This window comes from Staphylococcus chromogenes (assembly GCF_029024625.1).
Classification (GTDB): domain Bacteria; phylum Bacillota; class Bacilli; order Staphylococcales; family Staphylococcaceae; genus Staphylococcus; species Staphylococcus chromogenes.
The window spans coordinates 2,126,043-2,141,703 of the sequence record NZ_CP118953.1 but is presented as its reverse complement, the minus strand read 5'-3'; the positions used below and the strand labels follow the sequence as shown (position 1 = coordinate 2,141,703).

Annotated in this window: 16 protein-coding genes; all 16 read left to right on the top strand. The window is 38.5% G+C overall.

The genetic code is table 11. From position 1 onward, the window contains the following. Window positions 1-5: 5 nt before the first annotated feature. Window positions 6-896 (top strand): 16S rRNA (adenine(1518)-N(6)/adenine(1519)-N(6))-dimethyltransferase RsmA, encoded by an 891-nt coding sequence (gene rsmA, locus PYW36_RS10485; RefSeq protein ID WP_103159375.1) that lies wholly within the window; start codon window positions 6-8, stop codon window positions 894-896. 99 nt (window positions 897-995) lie between these two features. Next, window positions 996-1,262, top strand: a complete 267-nt coding sequence (veg, locus tag PYW36_RS10480) for a biofilm formation stimulator Veg (RefSeq protein ID WP_037577007.1) — start codon at window positions 996-998, stop codon at window positions 1,260-1,262. A gap of 241 nt (window positions 1,263-1,503) precedes the next feature. After that, a complete protein-coding gene (gene ispE / locus PYW36_RS10475; protein ID WP_103159374.1) occupies window positions 1,504-2,352 on the top strand; it encodes a 4-(cytidine 5'-diphospho)-2-C-methyl-D-erythritol kinase in 849 nt (282 codons plus the stop codon). A 22-nt stretch (window positions 2,353-2,374) separates the two neighbouring features. Then, on the top strand, window positions 2,375-3,202 hold the full coding sequence (gene purR / locus PYW36_RS10470; protein WP_037577001.1) for a pur operon repressor: 828 nt from the start codon (window positions 2,375-2,377) through the stop codon (window positions 3,200-3,202). A 17-nt stretch (window positions 3,203-3,219) separates the two neighbouring features. After that, entirely contained in the window at window positions 3,220-3,600 is a 381-nt protein-coding gene (locus PYW36_RS10465) for a RidA family protein (RefSeq protein WP_037576999.1), read from the top strand. A gap of 63 nt (window positions 3,601-3,663) precedes the next feature. Beyond that, the gene (spoVG, locus tag PYW36_RS10460) at window positions 3,664-3,978 is read left to right on the top strand and encodes a septation regulator SpoVG (RefSeq protein ID WP_037576996.1); all 315 of its coding nucleotides are present in this window, start codon (window positions 3,664-3,666) and stop codon (window positions 3,976-3,978) included. Window positions 3,979-4,239: 261 nt separating this feature from the next. Further along, window positions 4,240-5,607, top strand: a complete 1,368-nt coding sequence (gene glmU / locus PYW36_RS10455; protein WP_103159373.1) for a bifunctional UDP-N-acetylglucosamine diphosphorylase/glucosamine-1-phosphate N-acetyltransferase GlmU — start codon at window positions 4,240-4,242, stop codon at window positions 5,605-5,607. 75 nt (window positions 5,608-5,682) lie between these two features. Beyond that, window positions 5,683-6,648 carry a ribose-phosphate diphosphokinase gene (locus PYW36_RS10450; protein ID WP_037576991.1) on the top strand — a complete coding sequence of 322 codons (966 nt, stop codon included), beginning with the start codon at window positions 5,683-5,685 and terminating at the stop codon, window positions 6,646-6,648. Between the two features lie 138 nt (window positions 6,649-6,786). Then, window positions 6,787-7,461 carry a 50S ribosomal protein L25/general stress protein Ctc gene (locus PYW36_RS10445; protein WP_103159372.1) on the top strand — a complete coding sequence of 225 codons (675 nt, stop codon included), beginning with the start codon at window positions 6,787-6,789 and terminating at the stop codon, window positions 7,459-7,461. A 144-nt stretch (window positions 7,462-7,605) separates the two neighbouring features. Beyond that, complete coding sequence (pth, locus tag PYW36_RS10440; protein ID WP_037576985.1) at window positions 7,606-8,172, top strand: aminoacyl-tRNA hydrolase; 567 nt, start codon at window positions 7,606-7,608, stop codon at window positions 8,170-8,172. Between the two features lie 11 nt (window positions 8,173-8,183). Continuing rightward, window positions 8,184-11,684, top strand: coding sequence for a transcription-repair coupling factor (gene mfd, locus PYW36_RS10435; RefSeq protein ID WP_371874994.1), 3,501 nt, complete (start codon window positions 8,184-8,186; stop codon window positions 11,682-11,684). Next, window positions 11,674-13,203: a polysaccharide biosynthesis protein gene (locus PYW36_RS10430; RefSeq protein ID WP_103159370.1), complete on the top strand. Its 1,530-nt coding sequence runs from the start codon at window positions 11,674-11,676 to the stop codon at window positions 13,201-13,203. Before mfd ends, PYW36_RS10430 begins: the two co-directional genes overlap by 11 nt. Next, window positions 13,200-14,387, top strand: coding sequence for a MazG nucleotide pyrophosphohydrolase domain-containing protein (locus PYW36_RS10425; protein WP_103159369.1), 1,188 nt, complete (start codon window positions 13,200-13,202; stop codon window positions 14,385-14,387). Before PYW36_RS10430 ends, PYW36_RS10425 begins: the two co-directional genes overlap by 4 nt. After that, window positions 14,374-14,631 carry an RNA-binding S4 domain-containing protein gene (locus tag PYW36_RS10420; RefSeq protein WP_037576972.1) on the top strand — a complete coding sequence of 86 codons (258 nt, stop codon included), beginning with the start codon at window positions 14,374-14,376 and terminating at the stop codon, window positions 14,629-14,631. The genes PYW36_RS10425 and PYW36_RS10420 overlap by 14 nt, the downstream gene beginning before the upstream one ends. A 24-nt stretch (window positions 14,632-14,655) precedes the next feature. Beyond that, window positions 14,656-15,045 carry an FtsB family cell division protein gene (locus PYW36_RS10415; protein WP_037576970.1) on the top strand — a complete coding sequence of 130 codons (390 nt, stop codon included), beginning with the start codon at window positions 14,656-14,658 and terminating at the stop codon, window positions 15,043-15,045. Window positions 15,046-15,264: 219 nt separating this feature from the next. After that, window positions 15,265-15,642 carry a S1 domain-containing RNA-binding protein gene (locus PYW36_RS10410; RefSeq protein WP_037576967.1) on the top strand — a complete coding sequence of 126 codons (378 nt, stop codon included), beginning with the start codon at window positions 15,265-15,267 and terminating at the stop codon, window positions 15,640-15,642. Window positions 15,643-15,661 lie beyond the last annotated feature (19 nt).

The following is a 15,661-nucleotide window of genomic DNA, read 5'->3' as shown; positions in this document are numbered from 1 at the left end:
CATTTATGCATGAGAAAGATATTGCTACACCATCTAGAACCCGCGCATTGTTAGAACAACACGGTTTTAGTTTTAAAAAGAGTTTGGGACAGAACTTTTTGATTGATGTGAATATCATCAACAAAATTATCGATGCAAGTGGCATTGATGAACGTACAGGTGTCATCGAAGTAGGTCCAGGTATGGGGTCACTCACCGAGCAATTGGCAAAAAATGCCAAAAAAGTGCTCGCATTTGAAATCGATCAGCGTTTAATACCAGTGTTAAAAGAAACACTTTCCCCATACGATAATGTATCGGTTATTAACGAAGATATTTTAAAAGCGAATGTGGCCGAAGCGATTCACACCCATTTAAGTGACTGTGATAAAATCATGGTCGTAGCCAACTTACCTTACTACATTACGACGCCTATCTTATTATCGCTCCTCGAAGCGGATTTAAATATTGATGGCTATGTTGTCATGATGCAAAAAGAAGTTGGAGAACGCCTTAACGCGACAGTGGGAACGAAAGCGTATGGCTCATTGTCCATTGTGGCACAATATTACACGGAAACGTCACGCGTGTTGACGGTCCCAAAAACGGTATTCATGCCTCCACCTAATGTAGATTCTATTGTCGTTAAATTAATGAAGCGACCCACACCTATCGTTCAAGTAGAAAATACCGCACAGTTTTTCAAAATGACGAAAGGGGCTTTTAGTCAACGACGTAAAACCATTTTCAACAATTACCAGAACTTATTTGTTGAGGGGAAAAGTGTGAAATCGGATATTATGGCATGGTTAGAAGCGGCGGGGATTGACCCTAAGCGTCGTGGAGAAACGCTTTCAATACAAGAATATGCACGATTGTATGACGAGTTGGAAAATTTCCCAAAATTGATATTATAAAATGATTGACTTTCTATTCTCGCATTGATAAAATTAAAATTTTGCTTGACCTAGGCGCCCTAAATGTGTTATACTACACTAGTAGCGAGGTGGAGCAATATGCCAAAATCTATTATAGACATCAAAAATCGTCTTGATTGTCATTTAGGAAATCGTATTGTACTTAAAGCTAATGGGGGACGTAAAAAAACAATTGAACGTTCTGGTGTGTTAAAAGAAACATATCCATCTGTGTTCATTGTTGAACTAGACCAAGATAAACATAATTTTGAACGTGTGTCCTATACTTATGCGGATGTACTCACAGAGAATGTACACGTATCCTTTGTAGAGGAAGACTTACAACAAGAAGCGACGGCTCAATAATACTTATTAAATTGATAAGTTGTACATATTAAAGAGTGGGCGTGTAATCTGTCGTATCAGATTGCAATGTCGCACTCTTTTTTGTGTGCGATAACAGTATATTTGAACCGCTGATTCTGTCTTAATAGATAAGGTTGAGGCGAGGAGATCTTTTTTATAAAATAGCGTTATGAGTCACACGCATCCTATGAGACTTATGGTAAAATCACAGTAATACCATATAAAAAGAGGAAATGATAGTATGATTTATGAAACGGCTCCAGCTAAAATCAATTTAACTTTAGATACATTGTTTAAACGTGAAGACGGCTATCACGAAGTAGAAATGATTATGACTACTATTGATCTCAATGACCGATTGTCATTTGAAAAACGTCAAGATGGTAAAATCGTACTTCATGTCGACGAAACTTATATTCCGTCTGATGAACGTAATTTAGCCTATCGCGCAGCACTTTTGATGAAAGAAACGTACCAAATAAAAGAAGGTGTGACAATTACGTTAGAAAAGAATATTCCGGTGGCTGCAGGGTTAGCAGGGGGGTCTAGTGACGCAGCAGCTACGATGCGTGGGATGAACCGTTTGTTTGAGTTGAATCGCAGTTTAGATGAACTGAGCGAATTGTCAGCTGAAATCGGTTCGGATATCCCGTTTTGTGTCTATGGAACAACAGCCTTATGTCAGGGACGTGGTGAAAAGATTATGCTACTTGATCGCCCCCCTTCATCTTGGGTGATTGTGGCGAAACCTCAATCGGGATTATCTACTCCGGATATTTATCAAGGACTCGATTTGAATCAACCGTTCGAAGTTCATACGGAAGACTGCATGCGTGCCATTGAAAACAATGATTATATCAGCGTTTGTGAAAGTTTATCGAACCGTTTAGAGCCCGTGTCTATGGCTTTACAACCCGAAATACAAAAAATAAAAGAAAATATGTTGAATAACGGAGCAGATGGTGCGCTCATGAGCGGAAGTGGTCCAACTGTGTATGGATTTGCCCAACGTGAGCGACAAGCACGCCACATTTATAATGCCATTTGTGGCTGCTGTAATGATGTCTACTTAGTGCGTACGTTAGGATAACGACGAAAGGAACTGATGATACATGAGATATAAGCGAAGTGAACGTATCGTCTTTATGACACAATATTTAATCAATCATCCCAATAAATTAGTGCCATTAACGTTCTTTGTAAATAAATTCAAACAAGCGAAGTCTTCTATTAGTGAAGATGTCCAAATTATTAAAGATACGCTAGTTGAGGAAGGATTAGGAACGATAGAAACAGTCGCAGGTGCAAGTGGTGGCGTACGCTATCGTCCTGAAATGCAAAAAGAAGAAGCAAAAGTAGTGATCAATGAACTCATTCACTTGCTTCAAGAAAAAGAAAGACTATTACCAGGAGGCTACTTATTTTTATCCGATCTTGTCGGGAATCCCCCTTTATTGAAGCGTGTGGGTAAATTGATTGCGACATTATATAGGCAAGAAGAACTCGATGCAGTGGTTACAATTGCGACAAAAGGGATTTCACTCGCAAATGCTGTAGCTAGTGTTTTGAATTTGCCAGTTGTGGTAATCAGAAAAGACAACAAAGTGACAGAAGGCTCTACCGTTTCGATTAATTATGTTTCAGGCTCAACTCGAAAAATTGAAACGATGGTTTTATCCAAACGAACGTTAAAAGAACATTCCAAAGTATTAATCGTAGATGATTTTATGCGTGCGGGCGGTTCAATTAACGGGGTTATCAATTTAATGAATGAGTTTAAGGCAGAAGTAAAAGGGGTATCGGTACTTGTAGAATCTAAAGAAGTCAAGCAACGCTTAATCGAGGACTATACTTCCTTAGTACGCTTATCCGATGTCGACGAGTATAATCAAACATTTAAAGTCGAAGCGGGGAATTGCCTTTCTAAATTCGAAAATTAGAGGAGTGACGATTCAACATGAAAACAATTAACACCCAACAAGCACCTGCAGCTGTAGGACCTTATTCACATGCATCCGTTGTGAATGGATTGGTCTACACATCAGGTCAAATCCCTTTAAATTTAGAAGGAAACATTGTCAGTGATGATGTAGAAACTCAAACAAAACAAGTGTTTGAAAATTTGAAAGCTGTACTTGAAGCAGCAGGCTCAGATTTAGAGCATGTTGTTAAAGTTCTCGTATTTTTATCAGATATGGAAAATTTTCAAAAGGTAAACGAAGTCTACGGCACGTACTTTACATCGCATAAACCAGCGAGAAGTGCGGTGGAAGTCGCTCGTTTACCAAAAAATGTTAAAATTGAAATCGAAGTCATCGCTGAAGTTAAGGATATATAATACAGACTTGAACTTCTTAATTAACTACATTTTTTAACTTATATACTATGGGGGGCTCACTACATGAAAGTGACAGATGTCAGACTTAGAAAAATACAAACGGATGGGAGAATGAAAGCACTAGTGTCTATCACATTAGATGAATCATTCGTCATCCATGACTTGCGCGTAATTGAAGGTAACTCAGGACTTTTCGTAGCAATGCCAAGTAAGCGTACACCAGATGGTGAATTCCGCGACATTGCGCATCCTATCAATTCAGACATGCGTCAAGAAATTCAAGATGCCGTAATGAAAGTATATGATGAAACTGATGAAGTCATTCCGAGTCAAAATGACCAGGAACAAGAAGAATCAGAAAATAACGAGGAAGCTTAAATTCCGAAAAGATAGAAAGGGTTTTATGGTTGAAGGTCTCAACAGCCATAAAACCCTTCTTTTATAGGTGTGAAGAGATTGAGACATCATCAATATTTTTGATACATAAACACTTCAAAAAATGAAAAAATAGGTGATTATGATGAAAAGATTTAGTCAAATATTGGAGAGTCACTTCAATTCTTCGTTTACGTCTTGAAAGTGACACTTCGCTTAAATTATAATTATGTAGAAGTGTAAAAAAACTGGAGGGTTCATTCCATGCAAAAACATGCAGTCGTTTTAGCAGCGGGTAAAGGCACACGCATGAAGTCCAAAAAATATAAAGTGCTTCATGAAGTTGCTGGAAAACCTATGATTGCGCACGTCATTGATCAAGTCAAAGTGGCAGGCATTGACGATATTGTCACAATTGTAGGTCATGGTGCTGAAAGCGTAAAAGAAACATTAGGGGATGTTTCTAAGTACAGTTTTCAACAAGAACAACTCGGCACAGCGCATGCTGTACAGCAAGCAGAAACACACTTAGGTCAGTTAGACGGCACAACGATAGTGGTTTGTGGTGACACACCACTCATTACAGGTGACACATTATCTCAACTCATTACACATCACGAAGCCTCAAATGCAAAAGCCACTGTATTATCAGCTACGACAGAGCAACCGTTTGGTTATGGGCGCATTGTGCGTGATGCCAATACAGGTGCATTGAATCGCATCGTGGAAGAAAAAGATGCGAACGATGAAGAAAAACAAATCACTGAAATCAGTTCTGGAATTTTTGCTTTCGATAATGCAACGTTATTCAAACTTTTACATGAGGTCGACAATGACAATGCGCAAGGTGAATATTATTTGCCACAAGTCTTAACCTTAATTCAGCAAAATGGCGAAGACGTGGCGATTTTTCAAACCGATGATTTTGATGAAATTATTGGGGTGAATGACCGTGTAGCGCTGAGTCGTGCAGAGCGTCTCTACCGTCGTCGTACGAATGAGGCACATATGCAGAACGGTGTCACGTTACTTGACCCTGACACGACATATATTGGTGCGGATGTCACGATAGGAGCAGATACCGTTATCGAAGCGGGAGTTAAAATTTCAGGACATACAAAAATTGGCGAAGATGTTGTGGTCGGTCAATACTCTGAAATTCACGACAGTGTCATTGAAGACGGTGTCACAATTAAACAATCTGTGATTACTGAAGCTATTGTAGGTCAAAAATCTAAAATAGGCCCATTTGCACAATTACGTCCAGGTACTCATCTTGGCACTGAAACTAAAATTGGTAACTTTGTAGAGGTTAAAAAAGCTCATCTAGACGATGGGGCTAAAGTTTCTCACTTAAGTTATATTGGCGATGCTGAAATTGGTGCGCGCACTAATATTGGCTGTGGTTCAATAACAGTCAATTATGATGGCGTTAACAAGTTTAAAACCGTCGTAGGTAAAGATGCTTTTATTGGCTGTAATTCGAACTTAGTGGCACCGGTTACAATTGGAGATGGCACGCTAATTGCAGCAGGTTCTACGATTACAGATGATGTTCCTGAAGATAGCTTGGCGTTAGCCCGAGTAAGACAAACTACGAAACCTGGTTATTTAAACAAAGATAAAAAATAAATATATAACGACTATGTATGAACAAAACGGATCAATATCAATTACCAAACCCTAAATTATATTGGAGGATAAAACATGTTAAACACCGAATATAAAAATTCGTCTTTAAAAATTTTCTCGTTAAAAGGAAATGAACCCCTTGCTCAAGAAGTAGCAGATCACGTAGGTGTAGAATTAGGAAAATGTACGGTGAAACGTTTTAGCGATGGAGAAATTCAAATTAATATTGAGGAAAGTATCCGTGGTTGTGATGTTTTTATTATTCAACCGACATCTAATCCAGTGAACGTTCATCTCATGGAATTATTGATTATGATTGATGCGTGTAAACGTGCATCAGCTGCGAATATTTCTATTGTTGTCCCATACTATGGTTACGCGAGACAAGACCGTAAAGCGCGTAGTCGTGAACCCATCACTGCAAAATTAGTGGCAGATTTATTTGAAACTGCTGGGGCAGATCGCATGATTGCACTTGATTTACATGCGCCTCAAATTCAAGGTTTCTTTAATATTCCAATCGACCATTTAATGGGTGTGCCGATTTTGGCAGACTATTTCTTGAAAAATAAAGATATTGATCCAGACAAATATGTTGTTGTTTCACCTGACCACGGTGGCGTAACACGTGCACGTAAATTAGCCGACTTCTTAAAAGCACCGATTGCTATCATCGATAAGAGACGTCCAAAACCGAACGTGGCTGAAGTTATGAATATTGTCGGTGAAATTGAAGGACGCACTGCAATTATTATCGATGACATCATTGATACTGCGGGTACTATTACATTAGCTGCACAAGCTTTAAAAGATAAAGGGGCAACAGAAGTTTATGCATGTTGTACACACCCTGTACTATCTGGTCCTGCTAAAGAACGTATCGAAAAATCAGCTATTAAAGAACTGATTGTGACAAACTCAATTCAATTAAAAGAGGAACAAAAACCAAATAATATCATTGAGCTATCTGTCGCTGAACTATTAGCACAAGCGATTGTACGTGTCTATGAACGTGAATCTGTAAGTGTATTATTTGATTAATCGATGTTGACTTATATGTAAAATTTGTGTAAAATATTTCTGTTCGTGTCATTACGGACAAATACACACTTGCAAGCAACGTATCGTTGATGGGCAAGTGCTTGCACATAGGTGCATGAAGAAAGGTGGAAACGAAATATGGCTTCATTAAAGTCTATTATTCGTCAAGGTAAACAAACTCGCGGTGATTTACGTAAAATCCGTGAAGCAGGTAAAGTCCCTGCAGTCGTTTATGGATACGGTACTAAAAACGTATCTGTAAAAGTTGATGAAGTTGAATTCATCAAATTAATTCGTGAAGTTGGACGTAACGGTGTTATCCAATTAGGCGTAGGTTCAAAAGAGATCAAAGTTATGGTATCTGATTACCAATACGATCCACTTAAAAACCAAATCACACACATCGACTTCTTAGCAATCAACATGAGCGAAGAGCGTACTGTAGAAGTACCTGTAAACTTAGTTGGTGAAGCAAAAGGTGCTAACGAAGGTGGCGTTGTTGAACAACCATTATTCAACCTCGAAATAACTGCTACACCTGACAACATTCCTGAAGCAATCGAAGTTGACGTTACAGACTTAGATGTTAACGATAGTTTATCTGTGGCTGACATCAAAGTATCAGGCGACTTCACAATCGAAACTGCTGAAGACGAAACAGTTGTATCAGTTGTTGTTCCAACTGAAGAACCAACTGAAGAAGAAATCGCTGCGATGGAAAGCGACGCTGAAACAGAAGAACCAGAAGTTGTTGGTGAATCTACTGAAGAAAGCGAAGAAGAAGATAAAGAAGCGTCTAAAGACGAAGAATAATCTTTATCATTCTGTAAGACATAATGACGAGCCGAGTGCCGTTGTTATGTCTTTTTTTGTAGCATTTAGCTCTCGGTGTTACTTGAAATATGTTAGTATGGAATAGTGATTAAAAGCGCGTGACGAGTGCAAGGAGGTTACTTAATGAAACTCATCGTTGGATTAGGCAACGTCGGAAAAAAATATGAACAAACACGCCATAATATTGGCTTTGAAGTGATAGATTATCTTTTAGAACGGCATCAATTTAAATTAGATAAACAAAAATTTCGTGGTGCGTATACGATTGAATTTTTGTTTGGTGAAAAAGTACTGTTTTTAGAACCGCTCACATATATGAATTTATCAGGTGAAGCCTTGAGACCGTTGATGGACTACTATCAAATTGATGTAGAAGATATATTGGTCTTATATGATGATTTGGATCTTGCACAAGGGCATATTAGGTTACGCCAAAAAGGCAGTGCTGGCGGCCATAATGGCATTAAATCTATTATTCAACATCTCGGAACGCAACAATTTAAACGGATTCGTATAGGGATTGATCGTTCTTCGCGCATACCTGTCGTTGACTATGTTTTACAGAAGTTTTCTACAGAAGAAATGAAAACAATGCAACCTGTCATTGAACATGTAGCAGATGCAGTAGAAGCTTTCATTCAAAATGAAAAGTTTGAAAATATAATGAATCGATATAATGGTGAAGTCTAGTGAAATCAATAATTAATGAAATAATCAATAGAGATACACAATTTAATGAATTGATAGACCATGTTGGAGAAGATAATGTGCTTGTGACAGGGCTTATGCCGAGTGCGAAAGCCGCGATGATTGCAGAAACGTACCAAAGCAGTCATCGTCAAGTGTTACTCATTACAAATAATTTATACCAAATGGATAAATTAGAAGCTGATTTACTGCAATTCGTTCCAGATGATGAAATTTATAAATATCCTGTGCAAGACATTATGACCGAAGAATTTTCAACGCAAAGCCCGGAACTGATGAGCGAACGTGTCCGTACGTTAACGGCACTGGCTCATGAGCGTCGCGGGTTATTTGTCATACCCCTTAACGGTTTAAAAAAATTAGTGACGCCCAAAGCAATGTGGCAAGCGCATCAACTACAACTTGAAGTTGGTAAAGATATAGATGTTGATGCGCTTTTAACACGTCTCGTCAACATGGGTTACCGTCGTGAATCCTTAGTTTCTAATATAGGAGAATTTTCTTTACGAGGCGGCATTATCGATATTTATCCATTATTAGGAGAACCTGTCCGCATTGAATTGTTTGATACAGAAGTTGATTCCATTCGTAAATTTGATGTTGAGACGCAACGTTCTTCTGAGAACATGCAACAAGTGGATATTACATCAGCACACGATTATATTATGACGAAAGAAGTGCGCCAACATTTAATACTCGAGCTTAAAAAAGCATATGAAATGACACGTCCTAAAATTGATAAATCGGTACGCCAAGAATTGAAAGACACATATGACGGTTTTAATATTGTTGAGGATGAGTTATTTGACCCTCAAGTGTTAAGACGTTTGATTGCTTTCATGTATGACGAAGAAACAACTTTATTCGACTATTTTAAAGACAATGCCGTTGTGATGGTTGATGAATTTAATCGTATCAAAGAGACAGAAGAAACATTACTGGCTGAATCGGAAGAGTTTTTACAAAACTTAATTGAATCTGGTAAAGGCTTTATTGGTCAACGATTTATGGTACATGAGACAATTGAACATTTACTTTCACAGCGCGCAGTGACCTATTTCACGTTATTTACAGCTTCTATGTCTGTCAAACTAAATCATATGGTGAAGTTTTCTTGTAAGCCTGTGCAACAATTTTATGGTCAATATGATATTATGGCCTCTGAATTTCAGCGTTATATGAAACAAGGCTACCGTATGGTTATTATTGCAGAATCTGAAACAAAAAAAGACCGTATTCAAGCCATGTTAAATGAGATTCATGTTCCGACATTGTTGAATGCGGATATCACACAACTCGAAGAAGGGCACGCGGCAATCATTGATGGGAGTTTGTCAGAAGGATTTGAATTGCCGTACATGTCATTAGTGGTGATAACGGAACGTGAACTTTTCAAATCGAAACAAAAGAAAGCGTCCAAAAAACGTCGAAAAACCATTAGTAATGCTGAAAAAATTAAATCCTATCAAGAACTTAACGTTGGAGATTATGTTGTCCACATTCACCACGGTGTCGGTCGTTACCTAGGGGTTGAGACGTTAGAAGTTGGAGACGTCCACCGCGATTATATTAAAATTCAATATAAAGGCACAGACCAATTATTTGTTCCAGTTGACCAAATGGAGCAAGTCCAAAAATATGTCGGTTCCGAAGATAAAACGCCAAAATTGTATAAACTTGGTGGCAGCGAATGGAAGAAAACAAAAGCTAAAGTTCAAAGTAGCGTGGAAGATATTGCCGATGAACTGATTGCTTTATATAAAGAGCGTGAAAAATCTGTAGGTTACCAATTTGGGCCAGATACAGAAGAACAACATGCGTTTGAAATGGATTTCCCATATGAATTAACAGAAGACCAAGCCAAGTCCATTGATGAAATTAAACAAGATATGGAACGGGCCCGACCTATGGATCGATTGTTATGTGGAGATGTAGGTTACGGCAAAACCGAAGTTGCGGTGCGTGCTGCTTTTAAAGCAGTGATGTCTGGAAAACAAGTGGCTTTTCTCGTGCCTACGACTATTTTAGCGCAACAACATTACGAAACGCTGATTGAGCGTATGCGTGATTTCCCTGTAGAAATACATTTGATGAGTCGTTTTAGAACACCAAAAGAAATACGCGAAACGAAAGAAGGACTGAAGTCAGGGTTTGTAGATATCGTTGTGGGTACCCATAAACTCTTAGGTAAAACCGTAGAATATAAAGATCTAGGGTTATTGGTTGTCGACGAAGAACAACGTTTTGGTGTGCGTCACAAAGAAAAGATTAAATCTTTAAAGGCCAATGTGGATGTATTGACGTTAACCGCAACACCGATTCCACGTACGTTGCATATGAGTATGTTAGGGGTAAGAGACTTATCTGTCATTGAAACTCCTCCTGAAAACCGTTTTCCTGTCCAAACTTATGTCTTAGAACAAAATGGCAATTTTATTAAAGAGGCTTTAGAACGGGAATTATCACGTGAAGGGCAAGTTTTCTATTTATACAACAAAGTACAATCTATTTATGAAAAACGAGAGCAACTTCAAATGTTGATGCCAGAAGCGTCTATTGGTGTTGCGCATGGACAATTACCAGAACGTGATTTAGAGGAAACGATGCTGGATTTTATTAATGGAGAATATGACATTTTAGTCACAACGACGATTATCGAAACAGGCGTAGACGTCCCTAATGCGAATACACTGATTATAGAAGATGCAGACCGTTTCGGCTTGAGTCAATTGTACCAACTACGCGGACGCGTTGGACGTTCAAGTCGTATTGGCTATGCTTACTTCTTACATGCGCAAAACAAAGTGCTCAATGAAACAGCAGAAGAGAGACTCCAAGCCATTAAAGAATTCACAGAACTCGGCAGCGGCTTTAAAATTGCTATGCGTGATTTAAACATCCGAGGGGCCGGTAATTTACTAGGTAAACAGCAACATGGCTTTATCGATTCTGTTGGTTTTGATTTATATTCTCAAATGTTAGAAGAAGCGGTAAATGAAAAACGGGGCATCCAAGAAGTTCAAGCCACACCTGAACTTGAGATGGACTTACGCCTAGATGCTTACTTGCCTGCTGAATACATTCGAAATGAGCAAGCCAAAATCGAAATTTATAAAAAATTGAGGGCGACAGAAACGATTGATCAACTCATGGATGTCAAAGACGAATTATTGGATCGTTTTAATGATTATCCGAAAGAAGTGGCCCAACTGTTAGATTCTGTTGAGATTAAAGTACATCTCCTAAATGTCGGCGTGCAATATGTTAAAGATAAAGGGAAAACAGTAGAAGTGGTGTTAACAGAACAAGGTACAAACCGTATCGATGGAGAAGCGCTCTTTAAAAACACAGAAGCGTTAGGAAGAAGTATGAAAGTCGGCGTAGAAGCCGGTTGTATGAAAGTAACGCTCACAAAAGGTGCGCAATGGCTTGAATCCCTAAAATATTTAGCGAAAACAATGGAAGAAAGTCTGAAGTTAGATTATGTCGACTAAATCTGCATTTAATGGCGTCGTCGTTTTAACTCTATCGCTCATCATTGTAAAAATTTTAAGTGCGTTATACCGCGTCCCTTACCAAAATATTCTAGGAGATGAAGGGTTATATGCGTATCAACAAATATATCCCATTGTCGCCCTAGGTGTCGTGCTTGCGAGTAATGCGATTCCAAGCGCATTGACACAAATACTGGGGGGAGCCGAAGCCCAACGCCCCTTTATAAAAAAATTAATGATGGTCCTACAAATAATAGGGGCGCTGTGTTGCATAGTTCTTTTTATCAGCGCAGAAGGCATAGCGAAAATCATGGGAGATGAAGCCCTCACGCCGATGATACGCATGGCGAGCGTCTCTTTTCTAATCGTAGGGATGCTTGGGGTGTTACGAGGATATTTTCAAGCTAAATTTGAAATGAATCCGCCTGCATTTTCACAAGTCATTGAACAAATGATTCGGGTCGGTATGATTGGTATCGTTATATTGCTTTTCACACAACATCAGTTATCAATTTATCAAGCGGGGACTTGGGCCATACTCGCTTCTACGATGGGTTTTTTAGGTGCGACACTCTTCTTATGGGGATGTGTCAAATTACCTAAACCATCGCTCAATCAAACTATCCAATGGAGGCAGTTTGTCATTGCGACAGTGATTTTTGCGCTCAGTCAACTCATCGTGATTTTATGGCAGGTGGTCGACAGTTTTACGATTATCAACCTGTTGCAACATGGACAAGGTTTATCATTTAATCATGCCATCACCCAAAAAGGGATATATGATCGTGGGGCATCATTTATACAAATGGGTTTAATTGTGACGACGACATTTTGTTTTGTCTTGATTCCGTTATTGACGGATACCCAAAAAAGAGGGCAGTTCGAACAAATGCATAGTTATGCGAATGCCTCCTTAAAAATCACCATCGTTATCAGTAGTGCCAGTGCGATTGGCCTTATTAATTTATTGCCGTTACTTAATCAGGTTTTCTTTAAAAGTAACGATTTGATTGGCACCTTATCCCTTTATATGTTAACAGTGATTTTTGTATCACTCATTATGATGTATATTGCATTACTTGAAGTTCAACATCGCTATCGTGTGATTTTAATTGGGTTTGGCATTGGGCTACTCATAAAAGTGATTTTTAATCTCTTCTTTATTTCAACGATGGGGATTTTAGGGGCGAGTTTAGCTACTGTGCTCGCGCTTATCGTCTTTACGCTATATCTTCATCGTCACATTATGCTCATCTATACGCTCATCGCATTAAGAAAGTTTTATTTAAAATTAGTTGTCGCTTTATTGGTCATGACAGCTAGTGTACAATTAACACATTACCTGATTCCGTCTATGTCAAGATTTGGTGGGTTGGTTGAGTTGTTAATCAGTGCCACGATAGGTGTCACAGCGATGCTTATCAGCCTTGTGTGGTTACGCATTTTAAACGAAAAAGAATGGATTCATTTACCATTTGGCGATAAAATCATAGAGATGATGAAAAGGAGACAGTCATGACACATCAAATTTCAATTGTTGGATTAGGCAATTATGGTTTAGACGATTTGCCGTTAGGCGTGTATCGCTTTTTACAAGCGCAATCAAAAATTTACGTAAGAACGAAAGAACACCCCGTACTTTCTGAACTTGAAGGCATCGACATCGAAAGTTTTGATGCAATTTATGAACAGTTTGATACGTTTGAGCCCGTCTATGACTCAATCACAGACGAATTACTTAAGTATGCACAATCTGAAGATATCGTTTATGCTGTTCCTGGACATCCGAGAGTGGCAGAAACGACAACACAATTGTTGTTTCAAAAAGCAAATGCCCATCATGTGTCAGTGAAAGTCATTGGTGGCAGAAGTTTCATTGATGATGTATTTGAAGCGGTCGAAGTGGATCCAAATGACGGGTTTACGATGTTAGATGCCACTGCGTTATCCGAAGCGGCACTCAATCCGAGAACGACGACATTAATCACGCAAGTGTACAGTGCTATGGTGGCAGGGGATTTAAAACTCACATTAATGCAACGTTATCCAGATGATTTTAAGGTGCATATTGTAGACGGAGCACGTCAAGGTGCGGCCCAACGTTATACGTGTGCATTATATGAACTCGATCATGAAGATGTGTTTACAAATTTAACGAGTGTCATTGTGCCTAAAGTCACAGAAGATCACGGATTATATGGAGACTTCGAATTTGCAGATCAGGTCATCGCAAAATTAGTAGATGATGAGACAGGGTGTCCATGGGATAAAGTGCAGACACACGAATCATTAAAACGCTATTTACTAGAAGAAACATTCGAACTCTTTGAAGCGATTGATCATGAAGATGATTGGCATATGATAGAAGAATTGGGAGATATCTTATTGCAAGTGCTCTTGCATACAAATATCGGCAAAAAAGAAGGATATATGGATACGCGAGAAGTTATTGCAAGCTTATCTGAAAAAATGATTCGCCGTCATCCACACATTTTTGATGAAAGTGAGGCACAAACCGTCGAAGATGTGAAAAACATTTGGCAACAGCAAAAAGCAGCAGAAGGTAAACCTGAACGTGTGAAATTTGAAAAAGTATTTGCGACACATTTTTTAAAATTGTATGATGAAGTCAAAAATCAAGATTTGTCAGAAGCACAATTGAAAGATTATATTGAACGAGGAGGGCATCATGAGACTCGATAAATATTTAAAAGTTTCTCGCTTAATCAAACGTCGTACATTAGCTAAAGAAATTAGTGATCAAGGACGCGTAAAAGTGAATGGGCAAACAGCCAAAGCGGGAACAGATGTTAAAGTAGACGACACCATTGAAATTCAGTTTGGACAAAAAATTGTGACGATTAACGTGACTGGACTCAATGAACACGCGACGAAAGAAAATGCTAAAGGGATGTATGAAGTCGTCAAAGAAGAACGGATGGATTAGGGAAACAAAGAAAGGTGACGCCGCATGAATGATAAAATTCAAAATATCGGCAATCAGTACACATCGCAAAAAAATGCAAAAAAACGCCGTCAAGAAAAACGAAAACAGGTTGTCAAAAAACGTATTACAGTTTTTGGAGGCATCTTATTAGCGATTATTGTTGTTCTATTGTTAATGGTGTTTGCACAAATTAAAAGTAATAACGAAGCATCAACGCAACGTCAAGCAAAAGAAGAAGAATACCAAAAATTACAAGATAAAGAGATTGAACTTAAAGAACAACTCAATAACTTAAACGATCCATCGTACATTGAAAAAGTCGCCCGTGATGAGTATTATTTAAGTAATGACGGTGAAGTCATCTTTAAGTTGCCTGAAGATCAATCGAAAGAAAGTAAAAAGAAACAAGAATAAATTCATTCAATAGAACAAATTGCGCAAGGACTAATTTGTTTGAGCTGTCTCCAGTCTTATGATGTAGGGAGGCAGCTTTTTTGTCTATTCATTCGATAAAGAGACAGATTTAGTAAAATACGTAAATAAAATAGTGAATCATCAATTTGTCATTGTGAAAATGGAGAAAGATACGTATAATAGAACTAAATATCGAACTCGGGAGGATGCATTCAAACAATGTCAATCGAAGTAGGAAGTAAGGTCAAAGGTAAAGTCACTGGTATCAAAAAATTCGGTGCATTTGTGGAGTTGCCTGAAGGAAAAAGTGGATTAGTTCATATCAGTGAAGTTGCTGATAATTATGTGGAGAACGTCGAAGATCACTTAACTGTCGGGGATGAAGTTGAAGTTAAAGTATTATCTATCGCGGATGATGGTAAAATCAGTTTATCCATCAAAAAAGCAAAAGAACGTCCGCGTAGACAAAAACCGGCACAAAAACCAGAAGACTTTGAGAAAAAACTATCAAACTTCTTAAAAGATAGTGAGGACAAACTTACTTCTATTAAGCGTCAAACAGAATCAAGACGTGGTGGAAGAGGCGCACGTCGTTAAATTTAATGCAAGGGGTTGA

What these genes read in the sequence shown, in the direction of transcription:
- rsmA (WP_103159375.1), top strand. Translation starts at nt 6, where the DNA reads ATGCATGAGAAAGATATTGCTACACCATCTAGAACCCGCGCATTGTTA.
- glmU (WP_103159373.1), top strand. Translation starts at nt 4,240, where the DNA reads ATGCAAAAACATGCAGTCGTTTTAGCAGCGGGTAAAGGCACACGCATG.
- PYW36_RS10425 (WP_103159369.1), top strand. Translation starts at nt 13,200, where the DNA reads ATGACACATCAAATTTCAATTGTTGGATTAGGCAATTATGGTTTAGAC.
- PYW36_RS10465 (WP_037576999.1), top strand. Translation starts at nt 3,220, where the DNA reads ATGAAAACAATTAACACCCAACAAGCACCTGCAGCTGTAGGACCTTAT.
- pth (WP_037576985.1), top strand. Translation starts at nt 7,606, where the DNA reads ATGAAACTCATCGTTGGATTAGGCAACGTCGGAAAAAAATATGAACAA.
- veg (WP_037577007.1), top strand. Translation starts at nt 996, where the DNA reads ATGCCAAAATCTATTATAGACATCAAAAATCGTCTTGATTGTCATTTA.
- spoVG (WP_037576996.1), top strand. Translation starts at nt 3,664, where the DNA reads ATGAAAGTGACAGATGTCAGACTTAGAAAAATACAAACGGATGGGAGA.
- PYW36_RS10410 (WP_037576967.1), top strand. Translation starts at nt 15,265, where the DNA reads ATGTCAATCGAAGTAGGAAGTAAGGTCAAAGGTAAAGTCACTGGTATC.
- PYW36_RS10445 (WP_103159372.1), top strand. Translation starts at nt 6,787, where the DNA reads ATGGCTTCATTAAAGTCTATTATTCGTCAAGGTAAACAAACTCGCGGT.
- PYW36_RS10415 (WP_037576970.1), top strand. Translation starts at nt 14,656, where the DNA reads ATGAATGATAAAATTCAAAATATCGGCAATCAGTACACATCGCAAAAA.
- PYW36_RS10450 (WP_037576991.1), top strand. Translation starts at nt 5,683, where the DNA reads ATGTTAAACACCGAATATAAAAATTCGTCTTTAAAAATTTTCTCGTTA.
- purR (WP_037577001.1), top strand. Translation starts at nt 2,375, where the DNA reads ATGAGATATAAGCGAAGTGAACGTATCGTCTTTATGACACAATATTTA.
- PYW36_RS10420 (WP_037576972.1), top strand. Translation starts at nt 14,374, where the DNA reads ATGAGACTCGATAAATATTTAAAAGTTTCTCGCTTAATCAAACGTCGT.
- PYW36_RS10430 (WP_103159370.1), top strand. Translation starts at nt 11,674, where the DNA reads ATGTCGACTAAATCTGCATTTAATGGCGTCGTCGTTTTAACTCTATCG.
- ispE (WP_103159374.1), top strand. Translation starts at nt 1,504, where the DNA reads ATGATTTATGAAACGGCTCCAGCTAAAATCAATTTAACTTTAGATACA.